Source organism: Sandaracinus amylolyticus (genome assembly GCF_021631985.1).
GTDB lineage: Bacteria > Myxococcota_A > Polyangia > Polyangiales > Sandaracinaceae > Sandaracinus > Sandaracinus amylolyticus_A.
This window is the reverse complement of sequence record NZ_CP070225.1, coordinates 8,204,645-8,231,390: the sequence shown is the minus strand read 5'-3', so window position 1 is coordinate 8,231,390 and position 26,746 is coordinate 8,204,645. Positions and strand designations below refer to the sequence as shown.

At 73.0% G+C, this 26,746-nt stretch carries 25 protein-coding genes and 1 pseudogene; 17 read left to right on the top strand and 9 right to left on the bottom strand.

The window, feature by feature from the left end; translation table 11 throughout:
• Nucleotides 1-33 precede the first annotated feature (33 nt).
• Nucleotides 34-609, top strand: a complete 576-nt coding sequence (locus I5071_RS34815; RefSeq protein ID WP_236517648.1) for a hypothetical protein — start codon at nucleotides 34-36, stop codon at nucleotides 607-609.
• Between the two features lie 80 nt (nucleotides 610-689).
• On the opposite strand, the gene I5071_RS34810 is transcribed toward I5071_RS34815, so the two are convergent.
• Nucleotides 690-1,691, bottom strand: a complete 1,002-nt coding sequence (locus I5071_RS34810; RefSeq protein ID WP_236517647.1) for a penicillin-insensitive murein endopeptidase — start codon at nucleotides 1,689-1,691, stop codon at nucleotides 690-692.
• Between the two features lie 88 nt (nucleotides 1,692-1,779).
• Nucleotides 1,780-2,625, bottom strand: a complete 846-nt coding sequence (locus I5071_RS34805; RefSeq protein WP_236517646.1) for a DUF4397 domain-containing protein — start codon at nucleotides 2,623-2,625, stop codon at nucleotides 1,780-1,782.
• Nucleotides 2,626-2,726: 101 nt separating this feature from the next.
• Here I5071_RS34805 and I5071_RS34800 point away from each other — a divergent pair, with 101 nt between their 5' ends.
• A complete protein-coding gene (locus I5071_RS34800; RefSeq protein ID WP_236517645.1) occupies nucleotides 2,727-3,029 on the top strand; it encodes a hypothetical protein in 303 nt (100 codons plus the stop codon).
• Here I5071_RS34800 and bioD read toward each other — a convergent pair.
• Complete coding sequence (bioD, locus tag I5071_RS34795) at nucleotides 3,026-3,670, bottom strand: dethiobiotin synthase (protein WP_236517644.1); 645 nt, start codon at nucleotides 3,668-3,670, stop codon at nucleotides 3,026-3,028. The genes I5071_RS34800 and bioD overlap by 4 nt on opposite strands.
• The gene (gene bioF, locus I5071_RS34790; RefSeq protein ID WP_419249680.1) at nucleotides 3,667-4,836 is read right to left on the bottom strand and encodes an 8-amino-7-oxononanoate synthase; all 1,170 of its coding nucleotides are present in this window, start codon (nucleotides 4,834-4,836) and stop codon (nucleotides 3,667-3,669) included. Before bioF ends, bioD begins: the two co-directional genes overlap by 4 nt.
• A 509-nt stretch (nucleotides 4,837-5,345) precedes the next feature.
• On the opposite strand from bioF, the pseudogene I5071_RS47080 reads away from it, so the two are divergent.
• From I5071_RS47080 to I5071_RS34760, 6 genes and pseudogenes are all read left to right on the top strand, one after another.
• Nucleotides 5,346-7,412: pseudogene (locus I5071_RS47080) on the top strand (hypothetical protein); the annotation flags it as partial.
• A gap of 396 nt (nucleotides 7,413-7,808) precedes the next feature.
• Nucleotides 7,809-9,251, top strand: coding sequence for a peptidylprolyl isomerase (locus I5071_RS34780; protein WP_236517641.1), 1,443 nt, complete (start codon nucleotides 7,809-7,811; stop codon nucleotides 9,249-9,251).
• 104 nt (nucleotides 9,252-9,355) lie between these two features.
• Entirely contained in the window at nucleotides 9,356-10,138 is a 783-nt protein-coding gene (gene uppS / locus I5071_RS34775) for a polyprenyl diphosphate synthase (RefSeq protein WP_236517640.1), read from the top strand.
• A 28-nt stretch (nucleotides 10,139-10,166) separates the two neighbouring features.
• On the top strand, nucleotides 10,167-11,015 hold the full coding sequence (locus I5071_RS34770; protein ID WP_236517639.1) for a phosphatidate cytidylyltransferase: 849 nt from the start codon (nucleotides 10,167-10,169) through the stop codon (nucleotides 11,013-11,015).
• Between the two features lie 211 nt (nucleotides 11,016-11,226).
• Nucleotides 11,227-12,492: a Glu/Leu/Phe/Val family dehydrogenase gene (locus I5071_RS34765; protein WP_236517638.1), complete on the top strand. Its 1,266-nt coding sequence runs from the start codon at nucleotides 11,227-11,229 to the stop codon at nucleotides 12,490-12,492.
• Between the two features lie 4 nt (nucleotides 12,493-12,496).
• The gene (locus tag I5071_RS34760) at nucleotides 12,497-13,243 is read left to right on the top strand and encodes a hypothetical protein (RefSeq protein ID WP_236517637.1); all 747 of its coding nucleotides are present in this window, start codon (nucleotides 12,497-12,499) and stop codon (nucleotides 13,241-13,243) included.
• A 76-nt stretch (nucleotides 13,244-13,319) separates the two neighbouring features.
• Here the strand turns inward: I5071_RS34760 and I5071_RS34755 are convergent, their stop codons facing one another.
• Nucleotides 13,320-13,760 (bottom strand): GatB/YqeY domain-containing protein, encoded by a 441-nt coding sequence (locus I5071_RS34755; protein WP_236517636.1) that lies wholly within the window; start codon nucleotides 13,758-13,760, stop codon nucleotides 13,320-13,322.
• Nucleotides 13,761-13,824: 64 nt separating this feature from the next.
• Here I5071_RS34755 and I5071_RS34750 point away from each other — a divergent pair, with 64 nt between their 5' ends.
• On the top strand, nucleotides 13,825-14,253 hold the full coding sequence (locus I5071_RS34750; RefSeq protein ID WP_236517635.1) for a VOC family protein: 429 nt from the start codon (nucleotides 13,825-13,827) through the stop codon (nucleotides 14,251-14,253).
• A gap of 3 nt (nucleotides 14,254-14,256) precedes the next feature.
• Here I5071_RS34750 and I5071_RS34745 read toward each other — a convergent pair whose 3' ends face one another.
• Nucleotides 14,257-16,140: a M1 family aminopeptidase gene (locus I5071_RS34745; RefSeq protein WP_236517634.1), complete on the bottom strand. Its 1,884-nt coding sequence runs from the start codon at nucleotides 16,138-16,140 to the stop codon at nucleotides 14,257-14,259.
• 56 nt (nucleotides 16,141-16,196) lie between these two features.
• Here I5071_RS34745 and I5071_RS34740 point away from each other — a divergent pair, with 56 nt between their 5' ends.
• The 8 genes from I5071_RS34740 (at nucleotide 16,197) to I5071_RS34705 (ending at nucleotide 24,288) form a co-directional block, all read left to right on the top strand.
• Complete coding sequence (locus I5071_RS34740; protein WP_236517633.1) at nucleotides 16,197-17,051, top strand: sulfurtransferase; 855 nt, start codon at nucleotides 16,197-16,199, stop codon at nucleotides 17,049-17,051.
• Nucleotides 17,052-17,411: 360 nt separating this feature from the next.
• Nucleotides 17,412-17,732: a hypothetical protein gene (locus tag I5071_RS34735; RefSeq protein ID WP_236517632.1), complete on the top strand. Its 321-nt coding sequence runs from the start codon at nucleotides 17,412-17,414 to the stop codon at nucleotides 17,730-17,732.
• A 139-nt stretch (nucleotides 17,733-17,871) separates the two neighbouring features.
• On the top strand, nucleotides 17,872-18,465 hold the full coding sequence (locus I5071_RS34730) for an RNA polymerase sigma factor (protein ID WP_236517631.1): 594 nt from the start codon (nucleotides 17,872-17,874) through the stop codon (nucleotides 18,463-18,465).
• 58 nt (nucleotides 18,466-18,523) lie between these two features.
• A complete protein-coding gene (locus tag I5071_RS34725) occupies nucleotides 18,524-19,546 on the top strand; it encodes a FecR domain-containing protein (protein WP_236607710.1) in 1,023 nt (340 codons plus the stop codon).
• Nucleotides 19,547-19,674: 128 nt separating this feature from the next.
• Nucleotides 19,675-20,640 carry a hypothetical protein gene (locus tag I5071_RS34720; protein ID WP_236517630.1) on the top strand — a complete coding sequence of 322 codons (966 nt, stop codon included), beginning with the start codon at nucleotides 19,675-19,677 and terminating at the stop codon, nucleotides 20,638-20,640.
• 38 nt (nucleotides 20,641-20,678) lie between these two features.
• The gene (locus I5071_RS34715) at nucleotides 20,679-21,998 is read left to right on the top strand and encodes a cytochrome-c peroxidase (RefSeq protein ID WP_236517629.1); all 1,320 of its coding nucleotides are present in this window, start codon (nucleotides 20,679-20,681) and stop codon (nucleotides 21,996-21,998) included.
• 134 nt (nucleotides 21,999-22,132) lie between these two features.
• The gene (locus I5071_RS34710) at nucleotides 22,133-23,920 is read left to right on the top strand and encodes a CFI-box-CTERM domain-containing protein (protein ID WP_236517628.1); all 1,788 of its coding nucleotides are present in this window, start codon (nucleotides 22,133-22,135) and stop codon (nucleotides 23,918-23,920) included.
• Nucleotides 23,917-24,288 carry an STAS/SEC14 domain-containing protein gene (locus I5071_RS34705; RefSeq protein ID WP_236517627.1) on the top strand — a complete coding sequence of 124 codons (372 nt, stop codon included), beginning with the start codon at nucleotides 23,917-23,919 and terminating at the stop codon, nucleotides 24,286-24,288. The genes I5071_RS34710 and I5071_RS34705 overlap by 4 nt, the downstream gene beginning before the upstream one ends.
• Here I5071_RS34705 and I5071_RS34700 read toward each other — a convergent pair whose 3' ends face one another.
• From I5071_RS34700 to I5071_RS34690, 3 genes are read right to left on the bottom strand one after another with little or no spacing between them, the layout of a single operon-like run.
• Nucleotides 24,289-25,155 carry a hypothetical protein gene (locus I5071_RS34700; RefSeq protein WP_236517626.1) on the bottom strand — a complete coding sequence of 289 codons (867 nt, stop codon included), beginning with the start codon at nucleotides 25,153-25,155 and terminating at the stop codon, nucleotides 24,289-24,291.
• A 30-nt stretch (nucleotides 25,156-25,185) separates the two neighbouring features.
• The gene (locus I5071_RS34695; RefSeq protein WP_236607709.1) at nucleotides 25,186-25,875 is read right to left on the bottom strand and encodes an MlrC C-terminal domain-containing protein; all 690 of its coding nucleotides are present in this window, start codon (nucleotides 25,873-25,875) and stop codon (nucleotides 25,186-25,188) included.
• Nucleotides 25,764-26,738, bottom strand: coding sequence for a M81 family metallopeptidase (locus tag I5071_RS34690; protein ID WP_236517625.1), 975 nt, complete (start codon nucleotides 26,736-26,738; stop codon nucleotides 25,764-25,766). Before I5071_RS34690 ends, I5071_RS34695 begins: the two co-directional genes overlap by 112 nt.
• Nucleotides 26,739-26,746: the final 8 nt, after the last annotated feature.

Sequence of the window (26,746 nt, the reverse complement as noted above, 5' to 3'; positions counted from 1 at the left end):
CGCTCACACCGATTTCGCTTGCGGAGAGTCGAGATGAGGAAGACGGCGTGCCTCGCGTTCCTGGTGCTCGTGGTCGGCTGCTCGGAGTCGCGGGAGACGGTGCCCGACGGCCAGGTCGTCCACGACGCGCAGACCGGCGGCGACGACGCCGCGTCGAGCTCGAACGACGCGGCCAGCGGCCTGGCGTGCGGCACCCGCGGCGGCGCGTCGTGCGACGACGGCGAGGTCTGCATCTTCCCGCCCGGCGAGTGCGGCGCGGCCGACGGCGGTGGGGAGTGCGTGGCGCGCCCCGGCGTCTGCCCCGACGTGCGCGCGCCGGTGTGCGGCTGCGACGGCACGACCTATGGCAACGAGTGCGAGGCCCATGCGGCCGGCGCGTCGATCGCGCGCACCGGCGAGTGCGGAGCGACGAGCTGCGATCGCCGCGACGTGCGCTGCCGTGCGGTCGAGCCGACGTGCCCCGAAGGGCAGGTCGCGTCGGTCGTCGCGCAGTGCTGGGGCCCGTGCGTCGCGATCGACGAGTGCTCGTGCACCGAGGCCGACGCCTGTCCGAACCGCGACCAGTACACCTGCCACATGCACCGGCAGCGCTGCGGCCCGTACCTCTGAGCGAGCGCGTCGAACATCGGCTCGCCCGCTCGGGGCTCCGGTGCGGGCCCTGCGCGAGCGAGCACTCCAGCTGGACCGAGTCAGTCGCTGTCGCGCACGCTCGGCACGCAGGTCTCGTCGCTCGACGCGCACGCGAACCGCACGTGCAGGTGCTCGGCGTGTCGCGGCACGTGTCGGATCACGCCGGTGCGGACGTGGGCGGCGCGTGGCCACTGGAACCATCGCGAGAGCTCCTCGCGGGTCGCGCCGGCGTCGCGCGCGGCCTGCCACAGCGGCTCCTGGAGCTCGTGATCGACGAACACGTACTCGACGACGTCGGCGCGCAGCCACGGCTCGATCAGCGCCCACTGCAGGCGCGCGTCGAGCGCGTCGGGGCGCATCCAGCGCCGGCTGCAGAGCCCGCTGGGACAGCGACGCTGGTAGTACGCGAGGTCGACGTCGCGGCCGCTCTGATGGCTGCGGTGACGACGCAGCCGCCCGCCCGAGGGAAGGCTGGCGTCGCGGATCTGCACGCGCGGGGCGTTCGCATCGATGGCGAGCACCGCGTCGAAGCCGCGCGCGAGGTGCTCGGCCACGTGGCGGGCGACCCAGGCGCGCTCGGGATCGCGCACGACGTACGCGGGATGCGAGGGGATCGTGACGCCGTGGACGAGCTCGCCGCGATCGGGGCGCCCCACCGACTGGCTCGGGGGATCGTCGCGGCGCGCCCAGAGGCGGAGCTCGCGATCGACGGGCAGGTGGTCCTCGTCGAGACCCTCGTTCCACCGTGCGAGCTCGACGCGCGAGATCCCGTAGCGCTCGCAGATCATCGCGACGGTCTCGCGCGCTCGCACCCGATGACGGATCGCGTGCCCGTGCCCGACGACGAGCGACTGTCCGGCGCGCAGTCGGTCGAGGTTCTGTCCCTCGTTGAGCGCGCCGAGCTGCGCGAGCGTGAGCCCGTGGCGCGACGCGATGCGCATCGCGGTGTCGCCGCGGAGGACGGTGTACGCGATCGGCTCGAGGTCGGCGCGTGCACCGAGCGGAGCGAGCGCGAGCGCGACGATCACGAGCGCGACGCCGAGGGCAGCACGGGCGCGCATGGTCGGACCCTCACCTGCGACTCGCGCAGAACGCAAGAAAGCGACGGGCTTGGAGGCCCGTCGCTCTCGAGGAGGAACGACCGGAGGCTCAGCGCGCCGCGATCGGAACGACGGTGCAAGCACCGTCGCCCGGCGGGTCGTTGCAGACGACGAGCTCGCGATCGACGCGCGGCCGCCCCGACGCGCGACCGATCGCGACGAGGGTGTGGAGCGATCCCGCGGTCGGGGTGAAGCGCGCGACGCCGAGCACGCGCCCGCGGCACGGCGTGGGGTTGGGCGCGCGGAGCTGCAGCGCGATCTCGCCCGAGGGCAGCACGTCGGCCCACTCGCCGGCATCGCCCCGTGCGAAGCCGTTGGGCTCCACCGCGGTGAACACCGGCAGCGCGGGGTCGCGCGGCGCGGCGCCCGCGACGCAGACGTCGACCGGGCCCTGGCCCGCGATCGCGTGATAGAGGCGCAGCGCGGCGAGCCCCTCGCCCGGCGGCTCGGTGCGGTCGGGCGCGACCACGACGGCGAGCGGCGGATCGCCGGCGGCCACGCCGACCAGCAGCAGCGTGGTGTTGCTCTCGGACGCGAGCTCGGTGTCGGTCGCGAGGAGCTCGGGCGCCTCGCCGGTCTCGACCGACGGCACGCCGAGCAGCCGCACGTGGTGCGCGCCGGGCGGGACCTCGAGGTACGCGGTCGCGGTCCGATACGCGAGGTTGGTGATCAGCGGATCGGCGCCCTCGGCGAACGCGAACGAGACGCTCGAGACCGCGGGCTCGCTGGTCGCGTGGATCGCGCGGATTCGCGCCGGCGGCGGAGGAGGCGGAGGAGGCGGCGGCTCGGCTTCGGCGCCTGCGGTCGTGGGCTCGGGCTCTGGCTCGGCAGCGGAGCCGCCGCATGCGGCGAGCGCGAGCGAGATGAAGAGCGTCGACCAGGCACGTGAGCGCATCGTTCCTCCTTGGAGCCAGCCGGCTTTGCCCCCGACCGGGTGCACGAGTCAAGGGGCGGGGATGCGGCGGGGGCGCGGATGGCGCATGTTCGCGCGCGTCGATGGACGACGCGGCCGAGAAGGCACACGCGCGCAAGGTGCGGCTCATGGCCCGGCTGACGTGGCCGGTGCTGGTGGCGGCGCTGATGTTGGTGCTCGGTCCGGCGCAGCTCGATGGCGCGGCGAAGGCGATCACCATCGCGCTGATGCTCGGCGCGGTCGCGGGGCTGAACGTTCCTTCGTGGGACGTGATTCGGCGGGCGCGGCGAGAGGATGCGCCGGTCGCGCTGGTGCGCGCGTTGGCGTTCGCGCTCGCGCTGCGGCTGATTGCGGCGGTCGCGATCGCGGTGGCGCTGCTGCGCTAGCGCGCGAGGGCGCGGAGCGCGGGATCCACGTCGGTCGCGCCGTATCCGTGCAGAACGATTGGGATCCACGGCAGGCGCTCGGAGAGGATCCGGGCGTTGGACCGGGTGCTCACGTCGGGCTCGGGGGTGGTGCGGTTGAGGACCAGCGCGCCGACGGTGAGCCCGCGGCGTGCCGCGGCTTCGCACGTGGCGAGGGTGTCGGAGAGCACGCCGAGGCGGTCGGGCGCGACGACGATGAGCGGGAGGTGCAGCGCGACCGCGAGGTCGGCGATGGTGTGATCGCGGTCGAGCGGGACGAGGAGACCGCCCGCGCCTTCGACGAGGAGGAAGCGGGACCGGGCGTACTCGCAGAGCGTGGCGAGGAGCTGGTCGAGATGGAGCGGAGGTCCACCGTCGAGCTGCGCGGCGTACGGGCTGAGGGGCGCGGCGGCGCGGTACCACCGGGGATCGTCGGCGAGGGTCGGGTCGCCGCAGGCCTCGGCGAGGGCGCGCGCGTCGGCGGCGTCGGGGTCGACGCCGGTCTCGATCGGCTTGAGCGCGGCGACGGGGACCGAGTCGGCGCGGAGCGCGCGGGCGAGCGCCGCGGCGACGGTCGTCTTGCCGGCGCCGGTGCCGGTCGCGGTGACGAACACGCCCTTCATCGACGGCGGTCCGCAGCGACCGCCGCGAAGGCGTGGAGCACGCGGTCGAGGTGCTCGTCGGTGTGGGCGGCGGTCGGGACGAGGCGAAGACGCGACGTGCCCTGGGGGACGGTCGGGGGGCGGATCCCGTGGGCGAACACACCACGCTCGAGCAGGGCGGCGGAGACGCGCATCGCCGCAGCGGGCTCGCCGAGCAGCACCGGGATGATCGGGGTCTCGCCGGCGGGGACGTCGAAGCCGAGCGCGGGGAGCTCGCGGCGGAGGCGCGCGGTGTGCGCGGCGAGGCGGGCGCGGCCCTCGTCGGCGCGCTCGAGGAGATGGAGCGCGGTCGGAACCGCGGCGGCGAGGGCAGGGGGCGTCCCGGTGGAGAAGACGAAGCTGCGGGCGCGGTTCTCGACGAGGCGGATGACGTCGGAGCTCGCGGTGACGAACGCGCCGCCGAGGCCGAGCGACTTGCCGAGCGTGCCGAGGATCACGTCGGGGTCGAGGTCGAGCTCTGCGCAGAGGCCGCGCCCCCCGGGGCCGCGCACGCCGAGGGCGTGGGCCTCGTCGACGTAGAGCCCGGCGTCGAAGCGGTCCGCGAGGTCGCGGAGCGCGGCGAGGGGCGCGAGGTCGCCGTCCATCGAGAAGATGGAGTCGGTGACGAGGAGCGCGGTGCGGGCCTCGTGACGGTGGGCGGTGAGGAGCTCGGCCGCGTGCTCGACGTCGGCGTGGCGGTAGACGAGGACGCGGGCCCGGGAGAGCCGGCAGCCGTCGATGAGCGACGCGTGGTTGAGGGTGTCGCTGAGGACGAGGTCGCCTGGGCCGACCAGCGCGGAGATGGCGCCGACGTTGGCGGCGTAGCCGCTGGAGAAGAGGAGTGACGACTCCTGCCCGGCGAAGCGGGCGAGGGCGAGCTCGGCTTCGCGATGGGGGCTCATCGTGCCGCTGATCAGGCGGGACGCGGCGGCGCCGGAGCCCCAGCGGGCGAGGGCGTCGCGCTGGGCGGCCGCGAGGTCGGGGTGGGCCGCATGGCCGAGGTAGTCGTTCGAGCAGAGAAGGACGACTTCGCGTCCGTCGACGACGGCGGTCGGGCCTTGAGGCGAGGTGACGCGACGCGGGGTCCTGAGCAGCCCGGCGTGTTCGATGTCAGCGAGGCGGGCCCGGACGTGTTCGGCGAAGCGCACGGCGGGCGAGGTTAGCAGGGGGAGGGGAGGGTGGCAGGTCGGGGGCGGGGGCGGGGGCCGGGTCGGGACGGGGGGCGGCGGCGGTGGTGGGACGGGTTGGGAGAGTTTCACGTGAAACGGGGTGTGGGGCGAGGGCGGGTTCTGGGCGGGAGGTGGGAGCGCTCGGGAGCCGGTGGGGTGGTCGGGGGCGTTTCACGTGAAACGGAGGGCGACAGACCGGGCGGGGGCGCGTCGAGGTGCGCACGACAGAGGGGGATGCGGTTCGTCCGGCCGAGGAGCCGAAGAGGACGAGGGGTGTTGAGGCCGAGGGGCTCGGGGGAGCTCCTCGGGGCCGGTGTGAAGGGTCCAGAGGTCCGCGAGGGGCTCGGCTTCGGGGCTCCGCGCGTCGTCGTCGAGCGCGGGCGAGCGGCGAGGGCTGACTCCGCGCTGTCGCGGCCCCAGGGCTTCGCCGCGATGGGCGCCCTGGGGACCGCGGGGGACCGGCTTTGTGGGGCGGGATCGGACGCCGAATGGGACCCGCGCCCCGTGGCGGGCCTCTGTTTCACGTGAAACTCCGGATGCGACCGTTCGCGGGGCGCTGGACCGATTGGACGGGGATCGCCGACCGGTTGGAGACAGGGCCCCCGTCGATAGAAGGCGAGGCAGGCGACCAGGCTCGCGGCACGCTGCGAGGTGGTGGCGCGCGGGTCACCCCAACTACGGCGCGCACGGGGCCGGACTCCGAAGTGCTCGTCCGAGCGTCGTCGGACCGTCGCGACCGGATGCCAGGTCGCGCGCCGGAGAGGGCTTGGGGCGGTGTGGCTCCGCCCCGGGCTCCGCTGCTGGACGCGCGCGCGGAGCGGGAGGGGCGGCCGAAGCCGACGGTGCGCGAGTTCGAGCGACCGCTCGGGGAGGAGGTGCGCAACGTCGCGCTCCCGCTCGCGACCGAGTTGGAGACGCGGACGCGGCGCGCGAGGCATGGGACCGCCGCTTCGCCTCCGGGGCTGAGGGCGTTCCTCGGGACGGGAGAACGGGCCTCCTGCGATCAAGCCGAGCGCGTGGACTCCGGACGCCGCGACATGCCGATGTTGGGGGAGGAGCCTCGACGGCGCGCTTCCGCGCGCGCCCGGGGCCCTCTGGCGCGGCCATCGGCCCCGACCTGCGGGGCGAGGAGCGGCTGGGACCCGGAGTCATTGCCTGCCGTCCGGCGGTGTAGGTGGGCGCCCGAGTTTCACGTGAAACAGAGCCGGAGCGGCTGCGCGATGCGGCAGGGACAGTCTTCCAGAGCTCGCCCCGGGGCCGCGACGAGCGACAGGAGGAGGCGAGCTCCCCGGGCCGTTTCACGTGAAACGCCCGCGCGAAGCCAGTCCGCCAGGCGGCAGAACAGGCGCTCCCGCGCGCCCGCTGCGGACGTCTGCACGCCGGCCGCGGTTACGAGGAGCGCATGGGGTCGGCATCACGAGGGTCGCACTCGCGCGACCCCTCGACCTTGGAGCAGCGCGCGCCGGCGGCCTGGAGAGTGGTGCTGGACGGCGGCCAGTCTCTGCGGGTCCGCGAGTGTGCCGGACGGTCAGCCGCATCGCCCGGCATGCGCCCGGTGGGCGACCGGAGGGGCAGGGGGCGCTACGAAGCAGGCAGCTTGTGCCGGCGCGCCGTGCGGGGGCCGCGTTCCCCCAGGCGTACAAGGGTCGCCTGGCGATGAGAGCAGGGCCACTGACGCTGCGAGGGCCAGTGCGGGCGCTCCCGCGTCGAGGAGTGAGGGACCGGAGAGCGGCCGGCCGAAGCGCCCCCCTTCTGCTTCGAGGGCCAGAGAGCGGGCGCCCGCCGCCGTGCGCGGCGACGGGCGGGTTCGTTGGAAGGGGCCCCACGACCCAACTCGCGCTCGGCGGAAGGGACGGGGCCCGCGCCTGCGGCCGCGGTCGACGCAGACGAGCGTCAGCAGCAGCCGGCGAAGCATGGGCGGAGGACGGCGGGACGAGAGCGCACGGACCGCACGCACCCCGGCATCCGCCGCGCGCCCCCGTGGACCAGCAGCCGGAAGCGATGAGGCGCCCCGAGCCAACCGGTCGCGCCGAGCCCGGCACCCCCCGTGCGACTCACGGCCGCCACTCCCCTCGCCCAGTCGCGCCAAGGCCGGCACCCCCCGTACGGGCACGGCCCGCCTCACACCCTCGCCCCAATCGCGCCCGCGCTCGCTCTGTGCGACCCTCCTCGCCCACTCGAGCACCGCGCTTCACGTGAAACTCCGACCCACGTCACTCGCCGCCACGCTCGCGCTCAGCGCCCTCATTGCGCTCGGCGCCTGTGGCTCGCCCGCCCCCGCCGCGCCCCCGCCGGCCCCCACGGCGTCGGCGCCCGCATCCTCGTCGGACTCGCTTCCCTCCCACGCCTCTCTTCTCGCCGAGGCCGACTTCCGTCGCCTCTCACCTTCTCTCTCTGCCGCGCTCGCGACGCCCTCGGCCGAGACCCGCGCCTCCGCTGCGCTCGCCCTCGCTCGTCTCCACGACGCCGCCGCGTACCCGCTGCTCGCTCGCGCCCTCCGCGATCCCGCGCCCGACGTCCGCGACGCGGCCTCGCTCGGGATCGGCGCCCTCGAAGACGCTGCTCCCGACACCGCATCCGCCGCCCTGCTCGGCGCGCTCGCGAGCGAGACCGACCCCGCGGTTCGCGCTCACCTCCTCTTCGATGCCGGGCGGCTCGCCACCGACGAAGCCCTCGCCGCGCTGCCCGCCGCGCTCGCGTCCGAGCACGCGCCCGAGCGCGAAGCCGCGTGCCTCGCCCTCGCGAACGCCGCGCTGCGCGGCCGCTCCCCCGATGCCTCTCTCCTGCGCCGCGCCGCCACCCGCATCCCCGACGATGCCGCGCCCCGCGTCCGCCTCGCCTGCGCGCATGCCCTCGCCCGCTCGGCGCCTCCCGCCGATCCCGCCGACGCGACCGCCATCGCCGACGAGGTCGCCCGCGGGCTCGACGACGCCGACGGCGACGTCCGCGCGATGGCCGCACGCGCGCTCTCACGCCATCCCGGCTCGACCCTCGCGCGCCTGACCGCCGCGACCGAGGATCCCGACTGGACGGTCTCGGTCCACGCCGTGCGCGCCCTCGCGCGCCGCGCCCTCGGCGAGCACGCCGAGCCTGCCTACGCCGCCCAGCTCCGCGCCCTGCTCGACCGGCTCCTCGCCACCGGTGACGTCGCGCCCGGACCGCCCCTCCACGTCTTCCTCACCGCGCTCGACGCCGCCGCGCCGATGGCTCGGCACGCCGCCGTCCACACCGTCGCGAACGACGCGCTCGCGCGCCTCGCCACCGTTCCCCCCGATGTGCCCGCGACCCGCGACCGCGGCCTCGCGCACTGCGCCGTCGCGCGGCTGGTCGATCTCGGGCGCGGCTGGCCCGCCCGCGTCGACACCTGCGGGCTCGAGCAGCTCGCCGATCCCGAGCGCCGGGTCCTCGCGGCCGAGGTGCTCGCCGTGGTCGAAGGCTCGAACGCCCAGCGCGGGGTCTACCTCCAGCGTCTGCTCCGCGACGACGATTCGCGGGTCCGCCAAGCCGCCGTGACCGCGATGGGCGGGCTCGACACCCGCGAGTCCATCGCGGCGCTCCTCGCGACGCTGCGCGACGACGACGACGCCGGCGTGACCAACGCCGCGCTCGAGGCGCTCCGAGGCGCCGGCTCCCGCCGCGCGAGCCGCCTCGCCGCGATGGTCCTCGCGGGCACCACCGGCGACGACGGCTGGCCCGCCGCCGACGTGGTCGCCGCCCTCCGCACCGCCCTCGCGCGCGTCCGCGCCGCCGACGATCTCGAGGGGCTCGTGACGTGGCTCGCCACCGCGCGTGAGCTCGCCGTGCGCGAGCTCGCCTCGGCCGCCGGCCCGCTCGCGCTCCACGCCAACCTCGCCGTCCGCCGTGCTGCGCTCGACCTGCTCTCCGACGCCGGGGTCGCTCGTCCCGACGGCGGGCCAGCCGCGCCCCCTCGCCCCCTCGACGCCGCCTCCATCGCCGCCGCGCCCCGCGGGCGCGTCGTGCTCGAGACCGACCGCGGCGAGGTCGTGATCGAGCTCTGGACCGAGCGCGCCCCCACGACGGTCACGCGGTTCGTCGAGCTCGTCCGGTCCGGCTTCTACGACGGCCTCACCTTCCACCGCGTCGTCCCCGCGTTCGTGGTGCAGGGCGGTGATCCACGTGGTGACGGCTACGGCGGGCCCGGGTGGTCCCAGCGCTGCGAGGATCATCGCGCGCCCTACGAGCGCGGCGTGGTCGGGATGGCGCTCGCCGGGCGCGACACCGGCGGCAGCCAGCTCTTCATCACGCACTCTCCGCAGCCTCACCTCGACGCGCGATACACCGCGTTCGGCCGCGTCACCTCGGGCATGGACGCCGTCGACCGCATCCAACCGGGCGACCACATCCGCCGCGCGCGGTTCGAGAATCACCATTGATTCAGCCCTTTTCGACCCAGCCTCTCGCCCGCTCGCGCCGGCCCCCGTACCGCTCGTCCAACCGTGCTTGAACACTCGGAATCTGCGTGGTAGCCGGGAACGTCGTGCCGCTCGTCGACCTCACGCGACTGCCCGCGCACGTCGCCATCATCATGGACGGCAACGGCCGCTGGGCGCAGGACCGCGGCATGCCCCGCCCCATCGGCCATCGCGAGGGCAGCGAGTCGGTGCGTCGCACCGTCCGCTCGTGTCGCCGCCTCGGCGTCCGCGCGCTCACGCTCTACGCGTTCAGCGAGCAGAACTGGCACCGCCCGCCCTTCGAGGTCGAGGCGCTCATGGAGCTGCTCCGCGAGTTCCTGCTCAGCGAGCGCGAGGAGCTCATCGCGAACCAGATCCGCCTCCGCATGGTCGGCCGCCGCGACCGCCTCCCGGCCCGGGTGCGCGAGGTGCTCGACCGCATCGAGGCCGAGACCGCCGACTTCCACGAGATGACGCTGACCCTCGCGCTCTCCTACGGCGGTCGCGAGGAGATCGCCGATGCCGCGCGCGCCCTCGCGATGCAGGCCGCCAAGGGCGAGCTCGACCCCCATCGCATCGACGAGTCGCTGATCGACGCGGTCCTTCCGTCGATGGAGGTCGGCGCGGTCGACCTGCTCATCCGCACCGGGGGCGAGCAGCGCATCTCGAACTTCCTGCTCTGGGGCGCGGCCTACGCCGAGCTCTACTTCTCCGATCGCCTCTGGCCCGACTGGACCGAGGTCGATCTCTACGGCGCGATCGAGTCGTTCCAGACGCGCGACCGTCGGTTCGGTCGAGTATCCTCCGACGCCCAGGTGGCTACGATGGATGACCTCGCACCCGACGCGGCCACGCGCGCGCATGCCTGAGACCAGCGCCCCCTCCTCCGAGCCCGACGTGGACAAGAAGAAGGCGGCCGACGCCGCCTTCCTGCGCAACACGCTCGCGCGCCTCGGGACCGCCCTCATCGGCATCCCGATCCTCCTCTACCTGATGTTCTGGGCGCCGTGGTGGGGCTTCCAGATCCTCGTCGCGGGCGCGATCGCGCGCGCCTCGCACGAGCTCTTCCGCATCACGCACCACGACGCGAAGTCGATGCACGCGCTCGGCGTCGTGATGTCGCTCGCGACGACCGCGGTGCTCGTGTTCCTGCGCGACAACGCGGACGCGCTGCTCGGGCTCGTCCTCGGGCTCGGCGCGGTCGGGGCGCTCGGCGGTCTGCTCGCGCCGCTGCCCTACGATCGCGCGGGCGCCCGCGTCGCGTGGCTCATCGGTGGCCCGCTCTACGTCGGCGGTCTGCTCGGCACCGTCGCGGTGCTCCACACGCTCGACAAGGGCGGCGCGTGGGTGCTGCTCGCGATGTGGCTCGCCTGGGCGAGCGACACCGGCGCGTACTTCGCGGGCCGCTACTTCGGCAAGACGAAGCTCTATCCCGCGGTGTCGCCGTCGAAGACGGTGCAGGGCTCGATCGGCGGTCTGCTCGGCTCGCTCACCGGTGGGCTCGCCGCGCACTTCGGGTTCCTCCCCGAGCTGCCGCTCGTCGACGCCATCTTGCTCGCGCTGATCGGCGGCGCGCTCGGTCAGATGGGCGACCTCGTCGAGTCGCTCGTGAAGCGCAGCACCGGCGTGAAGGACAGCGGCTCGATCCTGCCCGGGCACGGCGGTCTGCTCGACCGCGTCGATGCGCTGATGTTCACCGCGCTCGCGTGCCTGATCTACGCGAGCTGGATCCTGCCTCTGCGATAAATCACGCCGCGATTGACGCGCTCGTGATCCGTCGCACTCTCGCGCATTCACGTGCTCGCGACGAAATCCGCTGCTCCGGCGGGCATTTCTGCCTCGTCCGCACGACGCGGCGCGTCGTTGCGCCACATGGACGGGGGGTGCATAGGCCGGGCGATACCCTCGAGCCCAAGGCGTGAATGCCGGCTCCCAGGGGGATGGAGTCCGGAGGACCATGTCTGCCAATCACTACGAGTTCTTCAAGGTCGTCCAGGGGTACCTCGAAGAAGCTGCCGACGTCATTCATCTGCCGCGCCACGTTGCCGACATCCTCTCGCAGCCGAAGAACGAGATCATCGTTCACTTCCCGGTGCGGATGGACAACGGCGAGATGCAGCTCTTCAAGGGCTATCGCATCCAGCACAACAACATCCGTGGTCCGTACAAGGGCGGCATTCGCTATCACGAGTCGGTCACGCTCGACGACGTGAAGGCGCTCGCGTCGATGATGACGTGGAAGTGCGCGCTGATGGACATCCCGTTCGGCGGCGCGAAGGGCGGCGTGAAGGTCAACGGGTCCAAGCACAGCAAGGACGAGCTGATGCGCATCACGCGTCGGTTCACGCACGCGCTCGGCAGCAACATCGGTCCCGAGTACGACATCCCCGCGCCCGACGTCGGCACCAACGCGCAGACGATGGTGTGGATGATGGACACGTACATGAACCGTGTCGGCGACATGGAGAAGAACGCGCAGCGCCACGTCGTCACCGGCAAGTCGATCAGCGCCGGCGGCTCGCAGGGCCGCGAGAAGGCGACCGCGCAGGGCGCGATCTACTGCCTCCTCGAGTGGGCGAAGGACAACGACTTCCACCTCGAGGGCAAGACCGCGATCGTGCAGGGCTTCGGCAACGTCGGCTCGCACAGCTCGCAGATCCTCAACAAGCTCGGCGTGAGCACGATCGCGGTCGGCGATCACTCGGGGTACCTCTACAACCCCGAGGGCTTCAACGCGGCGAAGCTCTCGCAGTACGTGAAGCAGAACGGATCGATCGCGGGCTATCCCAGCGGTCAGCCGATCGAGCGCGAGGACTTCTTCAAGATCAAGGCGGACATCTTCATCCCCGCCGCGCTCGAGAACCAGATCGGCGCCGACGAGGCGCGCTCGCTCTCGTGCAAGGTCGTCGTCGAGGGCGCGAACGGCCCGACGAACCCCGAGGGCGAGAAGGTGCTCGCCGACAAGGGCATCACCGTCATCCCCGACATCCTCGCGAACGCGGGCGGCGTGACCGTCTCGTACTACGAGTGGGTGCAGAACAAGCGCAGCGAGTTCTGGGACGCCGAAGAGGTCGACGAGAAGCTCGAGCGCCGCATGGTGCGCCAGTATCAGAAGGTCATGGACTTCGCGCGCAACCACCGCGTGCTCCCGCGTGTCGCGGCGTACTGCCTGGCGCTGGAGAACCTGAAGGCGGCGTACGAAGAGCGCGGCATCTTCCCGTGATCGGATGAGAGCGCGAGTCCTCGCGCTCGTGATCGGGCTCCTCGCGGGCTGCGCTGGCCACTCGGTGCCGGTGCAGCCCGCGCCCGTTTCGAGCGCTCCATCACGCCGCTGTGCGGTGCTCGTGCTCGACGCGATCGACGCGGACGCGCTCGGTCTGTCCGAGCCGTCGAGCAACGACGACACCGAGTCGGATCGCGAGCTCGCGCGCTACGGCATCGTGCTGGGCACGGCGCGCGAGCCCTTCCTCGCGCGGGTGCGCGACGAGGCGTCGAGCGAAGTGCGTCTCGCGCTCTCGAGCGACGGGCGCGAGATGTCGATCGACGCGCACGACGCGAGCGCAGCGTGCGAGTCCGCGCTGCACACGGCCATCACGATGCGACGCGAGCAATCGGTGAGCGCGATCGCGTTCCTCGCGGAGGCGCTGACGTCGACGCAGCAGCAGCTCGCGGACGCGCGTCGCGAGCTCGCGGCGTTCGAGGGCGAGCACGGGACCGCGCAGCAGCGCGAGGCGACGCGCGCCCAGCTGAGCGCGGCGCTCGAACGTCCGGGCCTCTCGGCGCGCCGGCGTGAGGCGCTGCAGCAGCAGCACGCGCAGCTCGTGATGGGCGACCTGGAGCTCGAGCGGCTGACTCGCGCGGTCGCGCAACACGAGCAGATGGAATCGACGACGACCGAACGTCTCGCGATGGAGCGCACCGCGGCAGAAGGCCTGTCGCAACGAGCGCAGTGTCGCGCCATGGCGTGCGACTGACACTCTCCGAAGAAATCGAAAAGGCCGACTCCGATGCATCGGAGTCGGCCTTCTTCTTTTCGAGCGTGCCAGTCGACTACTTCAGCACTTCTCCGGCGACCTTCGAGGCGATGCGTCCGTCGACGTTCGGGAAGCGTGCTTTGAGCTCCTTCATCAGGCGGCCCATGTCCTTCTTGGTCGAGAGACCGAGCTTGCCGGTGAGCGAGGTGATCGCGGCGCGCGTCTCGTCCTCGGACATCGCCTTGGGGAGATAACGCTCGAGCACCGCGAGCTGGCTCTCCTCTTCCGCGACCGCGTCCAGCCGCCCGCCCGCGCGGAACTGATCGATCGCGTCGCGCCGCGCCTTCACGCCTTTCTGCAGCACCGCGATCGCCTCTTCGTCGGTGAGATCGCGACCGAGCTCGACCTCGCGGTTGAGCAGCTCGGCCTTCGCGAGCCGCAGCGCGTCCTTCGCGACCTCGTCCTTCGCGAGCATCGCCTTCTTGAGATCCGCCTCGATCGTCTGCTTGAGCGCCATGCTCGGGTCTGTACCAGGCGCGTGCGCCCTCGAAAAGACGTCTGCTGGGACTACGCTCGCGCGCATGAACACGAACGAGCTCCATCGTGGACGCCTGATCGATCATCTCCAGCTCGTCACGCGCGACCTCGCGCGGAGCAAGCGCTTCTACCAAGCCGTGCTCGACGCGATCGGGCTGCCGCTCGGCGGGGAGGGACCGGGGTTCTTCTGGGCGGACGAGCTCTTCGTCTCGACGCCGGAGAGCCCCGCCGCCGCGGGCCAGGTCACGGGACGGGTGCACCTCGCCTTCCAGGCACCCGACCGCGCGGCGGTCGACCGCTTCCACCGCATGGCGGTCGAGGCCGGCGGCACCGCCAACGGCGCGCCCGGCGAGCGGCCCTATCACCCCGGCTACTACGCGGCGTTCGTGCTCGACCCCGACGGCAACAACATCGAGGTCGTGCACCACGGCCCGGCGCAGCGCTCCGCGACGTCGGTGCAGATCACGTTCTGATCGTCAGGGCGACGGCGCGTCGGGGAGGTTGCCGAGCATCTGCTCGAGCTGGCGCATCATGCGCGCGGCGTCCTCGGGCGAGTCACCCGCGCCCGGGGTCGCGCCGCCGCCCTGCGCCTGGCCCTGCATCAGGCCGCGCAGCACCTGCTCCATCATTCCTCGCATCGCGGGGTCGTCCATCGCGCCGCGCAGCTCGGGCGGGAGCATCGCGCCGAGCATCGCGCTCGCGTCGCCGCCCCCGAGGTCGTCGTCGCCGTGGCGCTCGTCGAGCCAGTGTCGCGCGAGCGCGCGCACTCGCGCTGCGTGGCGTCCGGTCGCGAGCGTGTCGATCGGGCCGCGCGCGGGCGCGCTCCGGAATCCGTAGCGCTCGACGTACGCCCGCAGCCCCGCGAAGAACGCCTCGTCGCCGAGCTCGGCGCGCAGCGCGGGATAGAGGTACGGGCCCTTGCCGTAGACCAGCCCGGCGTACGCGACCGCGGGACCGAACTCGCTCGTCGCGCGATCCACCGCGCCGTCGGCGACGCCCATCATGCGCATCGTGCGGTAGCCCATCGCGACCTGGCGCTCGCCTTCCTGGCGCGCCCGCTCCGCGCCGTAGCGCTCCTCGACCCAGAGCATCGCGCTCCACTGCGCGAGCGACTCGTCGACCCAGGGATGGGCGCGCGAGTCGCTGCCCACCACGCCGTGCCACCACTGGTGCGCGACCTCGTGCGCGGTGACGAACTCGAGCATCGCGTTCTGCATGTCGCCCACCGCGCTGGCGCCGGTGCCGCCCAGCATCGCGCCGAGGCCCCCGAGCCCGGCGGGGCGATAGAACATGCTCGCGACGGTCACGAGCCCGCTGAACTCGACGCCGCCCGCACCGCCGACCAGCGCGGCCTCGACCACGTCGAGCTCGCGGTAGGGATAGGGACCGAAGCGCCGCTCGAACACCTCGAGCGCGCTCGCCGCGGTCTCGAGCACCCGCCGTCCCGCCTCGCGATCGCGCCCCAGGTACCACGAGCGCACGTTCACGCCGTTCACGTCGCGGGCGCTGCTCTCGAGCGCGTTCCCCACGAGGAACGAGAAGTCGCGCACCAGGGCCGCCTGCACCGTGATCTCGCGGCGGCGCGCCCGGCCCGGCGCATCGCGCACCGGCAGCGATCCGCTCTCGACCCCCGTCGCGACGAGCTGCGCGCCCCGGGGCACCACGATGCGCGCCCGCACGTGGCTCATCCGATCGGTGCCGAGATCGCCGAGCGTGCCGTGATCGTCGGTCTGCCACCGACCGTGATCGCGGCGCGCGAGCACCGCGAAGAAGCTCGCGAAGCTCGCGATGCCCTCGCCCCGCGCCAGCAGCCCGTAGTCACCGCCGGTCTCGCCCATCATGCCGGCGAGGCCTTCCTGGCTCTGCGCCATCATCGTGGTGCGCGACGCGTCGATCTCGCGGAGGCGCCCCTGCAGATCGAGCTGCACCCGCAGCCGAGCGCCCGGCGCGAGCGGCGTCGTCGGCCGCACCACGAGGACCGAGGGCGCGGTCTGCTCGATCGTGCAGCTCACTCCGTCGAGGCACTCGCCCGCGATCATCGAGACCGGCGGGGCCTCGCCCGGCATCGCGATCACGTTCGCGAAGATGCGCAGCACGACCTCGCGCCACGGCGCGCGCTCGTCGTTCGTCACGTGCACGATCTCGCGCAGCCCGAACGCGCGCAGCTCGTCCTCCACCGCGACGTGCAGATCGTAGTGCTCGAGGTCCTCGAGCCGCGCGACGCCGACCCGCTCTGGGAGCCCGGCGCGCTGTGACTCGCGGATGTGCTCGAGCATCGGCGTCGCGTCGTACGACTGGGCGCGAGCGAGGCTCGAGACGAGGCCGATCACCAGCGCGATTCCGATCGTGCGCGAGAACATGGACGTCAGGGTAACCCCTCGCGTTCGCACGAGCATTTCGGGCATCCTTCGGCGCGATGAGCCTCGACCCGATCGTCGATCCACGCACGCTGGTGGCGCGGCAGGAGCGCGCGAATCTCGTTCTCGTCGACGCGCGCAGTGGCAAGGATTCGCGCGAGCGCTTCGAGGCCGGTCATCTCGAGGGCGCGCGCCACGTCGATCTCGATCGCGGGCTCACCGCGCACGTGTCGAACCCCGCGCACGGCGGGCGCCATCCGCTGCCCGATCCCCAGATGTTCGCGCGCGTGCTCGCGTGGCTCGGCGTGAGCTCGCAGAAGCGCATCGTGATCTACGACGACAAGGGCGGCGCCAACGCGGCGGCGCGCTTCTGGTGGATGCTGCGCGCGACCGGTCATCCGCGCGTGCAGGTGATCGACGGCGGCTACGACGCCGCGGTCGCGGCGGGGATCCCGGTGGTGCGCGGTCCCTCCGAGCACAGCGATCAGACCACCGCGCCGATCGGCGGATGGGCCTCGCCGCTCGCCGACATCGACGAGGTCGCGCGCGCGACGCGCGACGCCGGACGCCTCGTGCTCGACGTGCGCGACCCCGCGCGATATCGCGGCGAGACCGATCCCTTCGATCCCGACCCCGGGCACATCCCGGGCGCGGTGAACGTGCCCTTCGCGTCGAACCTCGACGCCGGCGGGCGCTTCCTCTCGCGCGACGAGCTCGCCGCGAAGTACCGCGCGCTGATCGGCGATCGCGAGCCGGGCGACGTGATCGTGTCGTGCGGGTCGGGCGTCACCGCGTGCCACACGCTGCTCGCGATGGAGCACGCGGGGCTTCCGGGCGCGAAGCTCTACGTCGGCTCGTTCAGCGAGTGGACGCGCAGCGGACGTCCCGTCGCCAAGGGCGACCAGCGGGGCTGAGCCCCGTCGCGGAGGGCGTTCGAAGCGTACGAAAGGGCTCCGGTGACGTCCGCGGAGCGCCTTCGAAGCGTACGAACGGGCTCCGGTGACGCTCGGGGAGGGCGTTCGAAGCGTCCGAAAGGGCTCCGGTGACGTCCGCGGAGGGCGTTCGAAGCGTACGAACGGGCTCCGGTGACGCTCGGGGAGGGCGTTCGAAGCGTCCGAATGGGCTCCGGTGACGTCCCGGGAGCGCCTTCGAAGCGTACGAACGCGCTCCGCGATCGCGCTGGACCGCGCTTTCGGGGGTGGGCGCCGGCTCCCCGGGACCGCGTGAGAGACTTTCGCGCCCTCGGGGTCCTCCTCGGCAGCAAGGAGGCTCCCGTGCGAAGGATATTGCTCCTCTTCCTCGTCCTCGGGTGCGCGCTGGGATGCGCGCGCGAGGGCGAGCCAGGCTCCGAAGGGCTCTCGGTCGAGGGACAGGTCCCCGACGGCGGCGCCGCGCCGCTACCCGACGGCTGCGAGACCATCTGCGCCTCGTACGACCCGTCGGAGTGCCGCGTCGTGTGCACGCCTGCGCCGCCCGACGCGAGCATCCCCGACGATCCCTACGGCGGCGGCTCGCCCGTCGACGGCGGCCATCCAGTGCCCGAGCCCCAGCCCGTCGACGCCGGATGCGCCGATCCGGCGCCGGACCTCGAGTGACACCCACCGACGGATGAGCCGAGGTGCGCCCACCAAGGCTCTCGATCGCGATCGTTCCCCTCCTCCATTCCCATCGCCTCGGGCCGCGCCGTCGAGCTCCCACCCTCGACGGCGCGGCCCCGTGGCCCTGCGCGACGCCATGACCGCACCACTTCGGATCCACGCGCTGCCCCACCCCGACGAGCCGAGCGACGTGCAGCTCGTCGAGCGCGCGCTCTCGGGCGACCGGTGGGCCGAGGAGGCGATCTACCGGCGCCACGTGCACCGGGTGACGACCGTCGCGGCGCGCCTGCTGCGCTGCCGCGCCGACGTCGAGGACGTGGTGCAGGACGTCTTCCTCACCGCGTTCCGGGATCTCGCGTCGCTGCGCACCCCCGAGCGCCTCGGGAGCTGGCTCGCGGCGAGCACGGTGCATCGGGTGCACAAGATCTTCCGGCGCCGGAAGCTCCAGCGCCTCCTGGGGCTCGATCGCAGCGTGCACGACGAGACGCTGGCCGATCAGGCGCGCGACGACGTGACCCCCGAGATGCGCGCGGAGCTCGCGATGATCGACCGCGTGCTCGATCGGCTCGCCGACGACGACCGGATGGCGTGGGTGCTACGCCACCTGCTCGGTTACCAGGTGACGGAGGTCGCGGAGCTCACGCAGTGCTCCCTCGCCACCGTGCACCGACGCCTCGCACGCGCTCAGGAGCGCGTCGACGCCTGCTTCCGGAGCGACCGCGATGCCTGACCACGAGCGGGTCCGAGACGCGCTCCGGGAGCGCCAGAACGAAGTCCGCGTGAAGCGGATGTGGGATCGCATCGACGCCGCGCGGAGGACCGAGCCGCGCCCGCGCCGCACCGCGACCTGGGTGGGCGGCGGCGTGATCGCGGCCGCGGCGGCGCTCGCGCTGGTGGTGATGGTCCCGCGCGATCACGAGATCGAGCCGGTGCCGCTGACCATCGCCGACACGACGCCGCTCGCGGGATCGCTGGCGTCGGGCAGCGTGGTGCGGCTCTCGGACGCGTCGCGCATCGAGGTCGACGACGACGCGCGGGTCGACGTGCTCGAGAGCTCGGCGCGCACGGTGGCGCTCGCGCTGCGCGAGGGGCGCGCGCGCTTCGAGGTGACGCCGGGCGGACCGCGGGCGTGGCGCATCGAGAGCGGCGGCGTGACGGTCGAGGTCGTCGGCACGGTGTTCACGGTCGAGCGCAGCGGCGCGCGGGTGAGGGTGTCGGTCGAGCGCGGCTCGGTGCTGGTGCGCGGCGACGAGGTGCCCGACCACGTGCAGCGCCTCGATGCGGGCGAGTCGATCGAGATCGGCCCGCTCGAGACCGCGGCGCCGCAGCGCGAAGATGCGCCGGTCGTGGTGGCCCACGAGACGATCGACGTCGCGGCCGAGGAGCCGTCGGCCCCGGCGATCGAGCGGCGTCCCACGCCGGCGCGCGAGGACGACGAGGACCCGATCGCGTCGCTGCTCGCGAGGGCCGACTCGGCGCGGCGCCGCGGCGATCACGCCGAAGCGGCGCGCTCGTACGAGGTGGTGGTGCGCGAGCACGCGGACGATCAGCGCGCGGCGCTCGCGGCGTACAGCCTCGCGCGGATGCGCCTCGATCGGACCGGCGATCCCCGCGCCGCGGCGCGCGACTTCGCGCGTGCGCTCGAGCTCGGGCTGCCGGATCAGCTCGCCGAGGGCGCGCGTGCGGGGCGCGCGATCGCGCTCGCGCGGGCCGGTGATGCGCGCGCCGCGGAGGCGCTGTCGGAGTACCTCGAGGCCTATCCCGAGGGGCGCTATCGCGGCGAGGTGCTCCGATGGCAGAGCGAGCTCTGATCGGGTGTCCCAACTCGGCTCGCCGGCGCAGAGCCCTCCCGTCCGCGTGCGCCGCACGCTCCCGTGCGGGCGCTGCACCAGCGAGCACTCCGGCTGGACTCATCGGGTGGCTGCTCTTCGTCGCGCTCGTGACGTGGCCCGGGCGCGCCGCGGCGCAGCAGGTCGAGCCCTGCGACGCGCCGTGGCTCGACGTCGATCACGTGCAGGCGATCCTGCAGGTCGAGCTCGCCGATCACTGGGACGCGTCGATCGACGACACGGTGGTGCGCTTCGAGGAGTGCGCGAGCGAGCAGCCGCGCATCGTGCTCAGCGCGCCGGGCGAGGCCCCGACGACGCTGACGCTGCGCCTCGGGCGCGTCAGCGCGCGCGCTCGGACGCGCCTGGTCGCGCTGGTGATCGCGGAGCTGCTGCGCACCCGGGTGCAGGTCGAGGACGAGATCGCGCCGACGCCCGACGTGATCGTCGCGACGCCGCCGCCCGAGCCGCCGCCCCCGCCGGCTCCGCCTCCTGCACCCAGCGCGGCGCACGCGCTCACCGCGCCCGGTCCCGCGACGATCCTGGGGCCCGAGGAGCTCGACGATCCCTTCGAGCCCGCGCCACCGCGCCCGTCGCCGTGGCGGCTCGGCGCGACCCTCGGTGCGCGGCTCTTCGTCGAGCCGCTCACCCTCGCCGCGCTCGCCGACGTCTCGCTGCGCTTCGATCGCCTCCTGATCGCGATCTCGGGCGCCGGCACCCAGCTCGACGTCCCGATCGGCACGGTGCGCCTCGCCCAGCTCACCGCGGGCGTCGGCGCGCGCATCCTCGAGCACCACGACGGCGTGCGCATCGGCTGGGACGTGCGCGGGGACGCGGGCGCCGCGCTCGCCGCGGGTGATGGCGGCGGCGTCGCCGAAGTGATCGAGACGACCACGTTCGCGTGGGTGCTCTCCGCGAGCACCCAGCTCGAGATCGTGTGGCCGGTCGGTCCGATCGAGCTCGGCGTCACGGTCGACGCCGGCTACCAACGCGGCATCGTCGAGCGGAACTCGTTCGGCACCGCGGGCCTCTCGGGTGTGTTCGCCGGGGCCGGGCTCGCGATCGGATGGCCGCTGTGATCGTGAGAGCTTCGGCGGGCGTCGCGGTCCGTACGCGCATGGGACATCGCACGTGCTCGGCGCTCCTGCTCGCCGTCGCGCTCCTGGTCGGATGCAGCGAGGAGACGCGCAGCCTCGACACCCGCGGTCCAGGGCCGTTCCAGCCCGACGCCGGGTTCCCCGCGAGCCGGCCCGACCCGATGCTCGCGTTCGGTCAGGCGCTGTTCTTCGACCCCGAGCTCAGCGGCAACCGCAACATCTCGTGCGGCTCGTGCCACGTCCCGTTCCTCACCACCGCGGAGGGCATCCCGCTCTCGCTCGGCGAGGGCGCGACCGAGCTCGGCCCGTTCCGCACCCGCAGCGGCAGCGCGGTGATCCGCCGCCACGCGCTCGACCTCTTCCATCGCAACGAGATGGACGTCCTCTTCTGGGACGGGCGCGTGCAGCGCCTGCCGAGCGGAGAGGTCGTCGGTCCGGTGCCGACCCCGCCGGGGATCACCCGTGCGCTCGAGCTGGCGTCGATCGTGCCGCTGCTCGATCGCGACGAGATGCGCGGACAGCCCGGCGAGATGGCGAGCGATGGTCGTCCCAACGAGCTCGCGACGATCGCCGACGAGGACTCCGAGGCGATCTGGGCCGCGATCGTCGCGCGGGTGCGACAGCATCCGGGCTACGAGCCGCTCTTCCTCCGCGCGTTCGGGCTGCCGGTGTCGGAGATGAACATCGGGCACTTCGCGATCGCCCTCGCGCACTTCCAGGAGGTGCTCTGGGGACCGCGCGGCGAGCTCTTCGATCCCGCGCTCGAGGCCGAGGTGGCGCGCGGCCGCGCGCTCTTCGAGGGCGACGCCGGGTGCGCGCGCTGCCACTCGGGTGACCTCTTCACCGATCAGCGCTTCCACGACATCGCGGTGCCGCAGCTCGGCCCGGGGGTCGCGGAGGAGCTCGACCTCGGACGCTTCGAGGTGACGCGCGCCGCCGCCGACCGCTTCGCGTTCCGGACCCCGCCGCTGCGCAACGTCGCGCTCACGCCGCCCTACATGCACAACGGCGCGTACCAGACGCTGGAGGACGCGATCCGCCATCACCTCGATCCGGTGGGGTCGCTCCGGGCCTACACCGGCGCCCATCTGGCCCCGACGCTCCGCGAGACGCTGCGCGACGACGCCGCGACCCTCGATGCGATCGCGGCGAACGTCGACCCCGCGACCACGCCGCTGCGGGTCCTGCGCGACGACGAGATCGCCGCGATCGTGACGTTCCTGCGCTCGCTCTCAAACCCCGCCGAGCTGACCCGCCATCAGGAGGACGCCCTCCCGGAGTCGGTGCCCAGCGGGCTCCCCGTCGATCGCTGGAACGGCTCCCCCCATCCGTTCCGCTGATCCTCGAGCGAAGCTGGTCTCCACGGAATTCAGCATCTTTCGATGTCGACTCCGCTCCGATCGCGGCATCGTTCGGCGGGCTGCTAGAGTCCAGGGCTGGTCGCACGTCGCACCACGTCCCGAGGAGCTCCGTGATGCGCCGCATCTTGCTCGCTTCGCTCGCCTGTCTCGCGTCGCTCGCGCCGAGCGCGGTCGAAGCGCAGCCGCCGCGGGTCGTCGAGATCCAGTACGTGCCGGTGCAGCGCGCGCAGATCGCGATGTGGGTCGAGGACGCGGACGGCACGTTCCTCCGCACCCTCGCGCTCACCCAGGCGACGGCGTATCGCGGCATCGGCAATCGTCCTGGCGCGTCGCAGATGAACAGCGGCTTCCGCTGGCCCTACGGGCGCCGCGAGGGCGTGCTCCCGGTGTGGGCGCATCGTCGCGCCGCGGCGCCGGACGCCGAGCGCTTCCATCGCGTCATCTTCCAGAACCGTCGCAGCGAGGGCGATGCGTCGCGCAGCTCCGCGGACTACTCGGAGGACAGCTACTACTGTCTCTCGTTCCGCAGCGGCGACGAGAGCATCGACGCGGTCTCGTGCGCGAGCACGTTCAACAGCGACAAGGGCCGCTTCGTCACCGAGCAGGACGTCACGAGGGGCTACTTCGAGCCCTACGAGCTCGCGCCGAGCAACACCATCGAGCGCGAGCTCGACCTGTGGTCGCTCTATCCGCCGCGCCGCGACGCGCTGCGCTGCACGTCGGCCGGTTGCTACGACCACCCCGACGTCGCGATGTTCGTCGACGACGCGCGCCGCGTGATGCCGGAGATCGACGCGGTGACGATGGCCACGCCGCCCGGCGAGACGCCGCAGCGGATGATGGTGACGTGGCCGACCGAGCTGCCCGACGGCGAGTACCGGCTCTTCGTCGAGGTGAACACCGAGCTCGACTACAACGACGAGTGGGGCCCCGACGAGTACCCGACGCCCCTCGGCCCCGACAACCAGCCCTTCGGCGACGAGTACTGGGACTGGTGGGCGGAGAACAACGGCTTCCCGTACCGCGGTCAGCCCTCGGTCGTGTACGCGGTCTCGTTCCAGGTCGGCGGGGGCGCGGATCGCCAGCAGACCGCGGAGCCCGAGGGCTACGGCTCGCTCAGCGGGATCGGCGACGACGCGGGCGAGATGCACACGATGGACGGGTCGATCAGCAACGACCCCGAGGAGGCGCCGGGCAGCGGCGCGGATCGTCTGCGGCTGCAGGAGGGCACGTGGCGCCTGCGCGTCACGGTGACCGGTCCCGAGGTGTGCGAGGAGAACGTCGCGCCCGAGGAGATCGCGTCGCTCGAGATCACGCAGTACGAGGAGCGTCGCGACGCGCATCGCTACGCGCAGCTCGCGTTCGAGGTGCCTGACGACGATCTCGGGATCGCCGAGTACCAGGTGCGCGTGGCGACGCACCCGATCGAGAGCGTGGAGGACTTCCAGCGCGCGCTCCCCGCGAACGCGGCGAGCCTCGACAGCGTGGCCCTGATGGTCCCGACCAACCGCGCGCCGGGCGAGATCGTCGAGGTCGACTTCGGCGGGCTCGCGCCGGAGACCCACTACTGGGTCGCGATGCGCGCGGTCGACGCGTGCAACGTCGCGGGCCCGATGGTGGTCGCGGAGTACACGACGCCGCAGGTGCAGTTCACGACCGTCTCGCCGTGCTTCGTCGCGACCGCGGCGTACGGATCGCCGCTCGCCGAGGAGATCGGCGCGCTGCGTCGGTTCCGGGATCGTCACCTGCGCACCAACACGATCGGTCGCGCGCTGGTCTCGGCGTACGAGGCGGTCGGTCCGACGCTCGCCGACGCGATCCGCGAGGACGAGGACGCGCGCTCGGTGGTGCGCACGTTGCTGAGCCCGATCGTCGCGCTGGCGCGCTGGATCGACGGGTGAACGAGATCGCGATCGACGATCGCGATCCCTCGTGTGTGGTGGTGACGTGGCCGGCGCGCCGGGTGGGCGCGGCCGAGCTCGCGCGGTTCGGCGACGAGGTGATCGCGCGGCTGCGCGCGCGAGAGGGCGCGCCAGTGTCGGTGCTGGTCGACGTGCGTCGTGCGGGGCCGCTCGAGGCCGGTGCAATCAAGCGAGCGCGCGAGATCGACGCCCGGGTGTGCGAAGCGGGCGTGATCACCCGGCGCGCGATCGTGGTGCCGAACGTGATCGCGGCGCGGGTGCTCGGCCTGATGATCGCGGCCGCGCGGCCGCGGGTGCCGACCCGTGCGTTCGTCGATCTCGAGCGGGCGCGGGCGTGGCTCGGATGATCACGGGCCGATCGTGTCGAGGTGCTGGGCCCACGCCGCGCGCTGGAACACGTCGGCCTCGGACTCATCGATGTCGTCGCACACGGTCTCGCAGCGGGTCATCGGGTCGCGGGTCAGTCCGATCGGGCTCGCTCCGGTGATCGCGGCGTAGAGCACGAGGCCGGAGACGTAGCTGCCGCGGAAGCCGGGGTGCTGGCGATCCTCGAAGTAGAGATCGATCTCCGGCAGCTCCTCCCAGACCCGCAGCCATGCGAGCCCACCCGCGGCGACCCGGACGTCGAGCCCGTCGCCGAGCGCGATCTGGGGGTCGGCCTGGGCGTGGAATCCCGAGCGATCCGGGCGCTCCACGTAGGGCGTTGCGTAGAGGATCGGCGTCGCGCCCACCTCGCGCGAGAGCTCGACGATGCGCGTCGCGTAGTCCTCGAAGAGCCCGGGGAAGCCGGGCAGCGACTCCGCGAGATCGATCGACTCGGTGATCACGATCACGTCGTAGTCGCCGTCGGTGATCGTCTCGGGCAGTCGGCGTCCGTCGAGCAGCGGCTGCTCCCAGAGATCACGCAGGTTCGCGCCGCCGAGCTCGTAGCCTTCGCCCTCGATCCGCGGGCACGCATCGGGCGCGCTCTCGCTCAGCGACGAGACGAGACGCGGCAGATCCCAGAACGCGATCTGGCTGTTGCCCACGAAGAGCGCGCGGATGGGATCACGCCCGATCCAGGTGCCGCACGAAGGTGGGTCCGACGCGTCGGGCGCCACCACGCGCGCATCGAGCGGCGCGATCATGCCGCCATCGAGCTCGTCGACCGCGCTCTCCTCGCACGCCGCGAGCGCCAGCGCCGCGCACAACCACCACGCCCGACGAACGCTCACACGCAGTGACGTGCTCGCGCCGCGGCGCGATCACAAGCCCAGCCGGCGCTTCCGATCGCGCGAGCGCCACTCGTCGACGTGATCGCGCGGATGCATCGGTCCGTCGAACTCGAGCACGAACGCCGCATCCAGATCGGTGAGCCCGCGCGTGCGCACGTAGATCGTCTTGCGCGCCCAGGGCAGGAAGAAGAGGCGGAACGGGAAGAAGTTCTTCACGACGACGACGTCGGCCTCGCGCATCGAGAGCCCCATCGACTCGTAGAACGAAGGACGGATCGCGAGGGTCGGTCCCTCGGTCACCACGAGCCGCACCTTGCCCGCGTCCTTGCGCGAGACGTGCGCGGGCGCGTCGAGATCGAGCGCGACACGCCGGCCGAACCCGGGATCGACGCGCTTGCTGCGCACCACCGCGTCGCACGTGATGGGCTCGCCGGCGCGTGCGGGATCGAGCGCGCCACCGAAGCGCACCGAGACCTCGTCGCCGACGTTCTTGCCGTCGATCGCGCGCGCGAGCTCGGGATCGCGCACCGCCGCGTAGCAGACCAGACCCTCGCCGCGCTCCATCAGCGCGCGGATCAAGTGCGTCGAGTCGCCGGTCGAGCCCGCGCTCACGACGTCCGACGCCTCCGCGAGCACGACCACGCCGAGCTTGCGCGCCCAGGTCGCGCGCTTCGCCTCGTCGATCGCTTGCTCGGGGGTCGCGAAGTCGGGCGCGCGCACGTCGCGCACCGCCCAGCACGCCTCCGCGAGCTCGTCGGCGAGCGACTCGGCGAGCGCGGGATGCCATCGGAGATCGCGAGGGTGCTCCACCCGAGATCGCGCGCGTCGTTCCACGGATGGCACATCATCACGCTCGCGGAGAGCACGCCGCGCTGCTTCTCCATCGCGCGCGCCCGCGCGAAGATCGCGCGCATCGGCGCGGCGAAATCGATCTCTGCGCCCCCACCGAGCAGCATCGGCAGCGAGCGCCACGCCAGCCGAGGATCGACCTCGCCGCGCAGCGCGCGGATCAGGATCGACGCGGCGAGCCCACCGGTGCGCCCGTGATCGCGATGGGGGTTCGTCGCGTAGGGCACGATGATCTCGCTCGCCTCGGCCATCGTGCGCGAGAGGTTCGCGTGCAGATCGAGCGTGACCGCGACGCGCCCGCCGCTCGCGTCCTTCGCGAGCTGGGTGAGCCGCGCATCGGGCGCATCGACTCCGTCGACGCCCATCGCGCCGTGCAGCACGAGCACGACTCCGTCGACGTCCCCCGCGCGCCGCAGCCCGTCGTCGAGCCGCCCCGCGAGCTCCTCGAAGCACGCCTTGGTCAGCGGTCCGCCGGGCACCGCCCATGCGCTGAAGAGCGGCACCGGCTCGACGTCGCCCGCCTTGCGCATCGCGCGCACCGCGCCGCTCAGCTCGGCCCACGGCAGGAAGCCCGGCGCCTCGTTGCCGAGCACGCCGCAGCGCGCGAGCAGATCCTCGCCTTCGAGGAAGTGCTGGGCGCGGAAGTCGTCGATGGTGGTGCGCAGCGGCGAGAGCGCGTTCGTCTCCTGCGCGATGCGCGCGATGGCGATGCGGAGTGGCTTCTTCGTGGGCACGTCGCGCG

Bases quoted from the DNA above. Each gene is read 5' to 3' on its own strand.
- bioD (WP_236517644.1), bottom strand. From the start codon at position 3,670: ATGAAGGGCGTGTTCGTCACCGCGACCGGCACCGGCGCCGGCAAGACG.
- I5071_RS34780 (WP_236517641.1), top strand. From the start codon at position 7,809: ATGGCCGCACGCGCGCTCTCACGCCATCCCGGCTCGACCCTCGCGCGC.
- I5071_RS34760 (WP_236517637.1), top strand. From the start codon at position 12,497: ATGAGAGCGCGAGTCCTCGCGCTCGTGATCGGGCTCCTCGCGGGCTGC.
- I5071_RS34730 (WP_236517631.1), top strand. From the start codon at position 17,872: ATGACCGCACCACTTCGGATCCACGCGCTGCCCCACCCCGACGAGCCG.
- I5071_RS34740 (WP_236517633.1), top strand. From the start codon at position 16,197: ATGAGCCTCGACCCGATCGTCGATCCACGCACGCTGGTGGCGCGGCAG.
- I5071_RS34750 (WP_236517635.1), top strand. From the start codon at position 13,825: ATGAACACGAACGAGCTCCATCGTGGACGCCTGATCGATCATCTCCAG.
- I5071_RS34745 (WP_236517634.1), bottom strand. From the start codon at position 16,140: ATGTTCTCGCGCACGATCGGAATCGCGCTGGTGATCGGCCTCGTCTCG.
- I5071_RS34815 (WP_236517648.1), top strand. From the start codon at position 34: ATGAGGAAGACGGCGTGCCTCGCGTTCCTGGTGCTCGTGGTCGGCTGC.
- I5071_RS34800 (WP_236517645.1), top strand. From the start codon at position 2,727: ATGGACGACGCGGCCGAGAAGGCACACGCGCGCAAGGTGCGGCTCATG.
- I5071_RS34765 (WP_236517638.1), top strand. From the start codon at position 11,227: ATGTCTGCCAATCACTACGAGTTCTTCAAGGTCGTCCAGGGGTACCTC.
- I5071_RS34725 (WP_236607710.1), top strand. From the start codon at position 18,524: ATGTGGGATCGCATCGACGCCGCGCGGAGGACCGAGCCGCGCCCGCGC.
- I5071_RS34715 (WP_236517629.1), top strand. From the start codon at position 20,679: ATGGGACATCGCACGTGCTCGGCGCTCCTGCTCGCCGTCGCGCTCCTG.
- I5071_RS34810 (WP_236517647.1), bottom strand. From the start codon at position 1,691: ATGCGCGCCCGTGCTGCCCTCGGCGTCGCGCTCGTGATCGTCGCGCTC.
- I5071_RS34755 (WP_236517636.1), bottom strand. From the start codon at position 13,760: ATGGCGCTCAAGCAGACGATCGAGGCGGATCTCAAGAAGGCGATGCTC.
- I5071_RS34710 (WP_236517628.1), top strand. From the start codon at position 22,133: ATGCGCCGCATCTTGCTCGCTTCGCTCGCCTGTCTCGCGTCGCTCGCG.
- I5071_RS34805 (WP_236517646.1), bottom strand. From the start codon at position 2,625: ATGCGCTCACGTGCCTGGTCGACGCTCTTCATCTCGCTCGCGCTCGCC.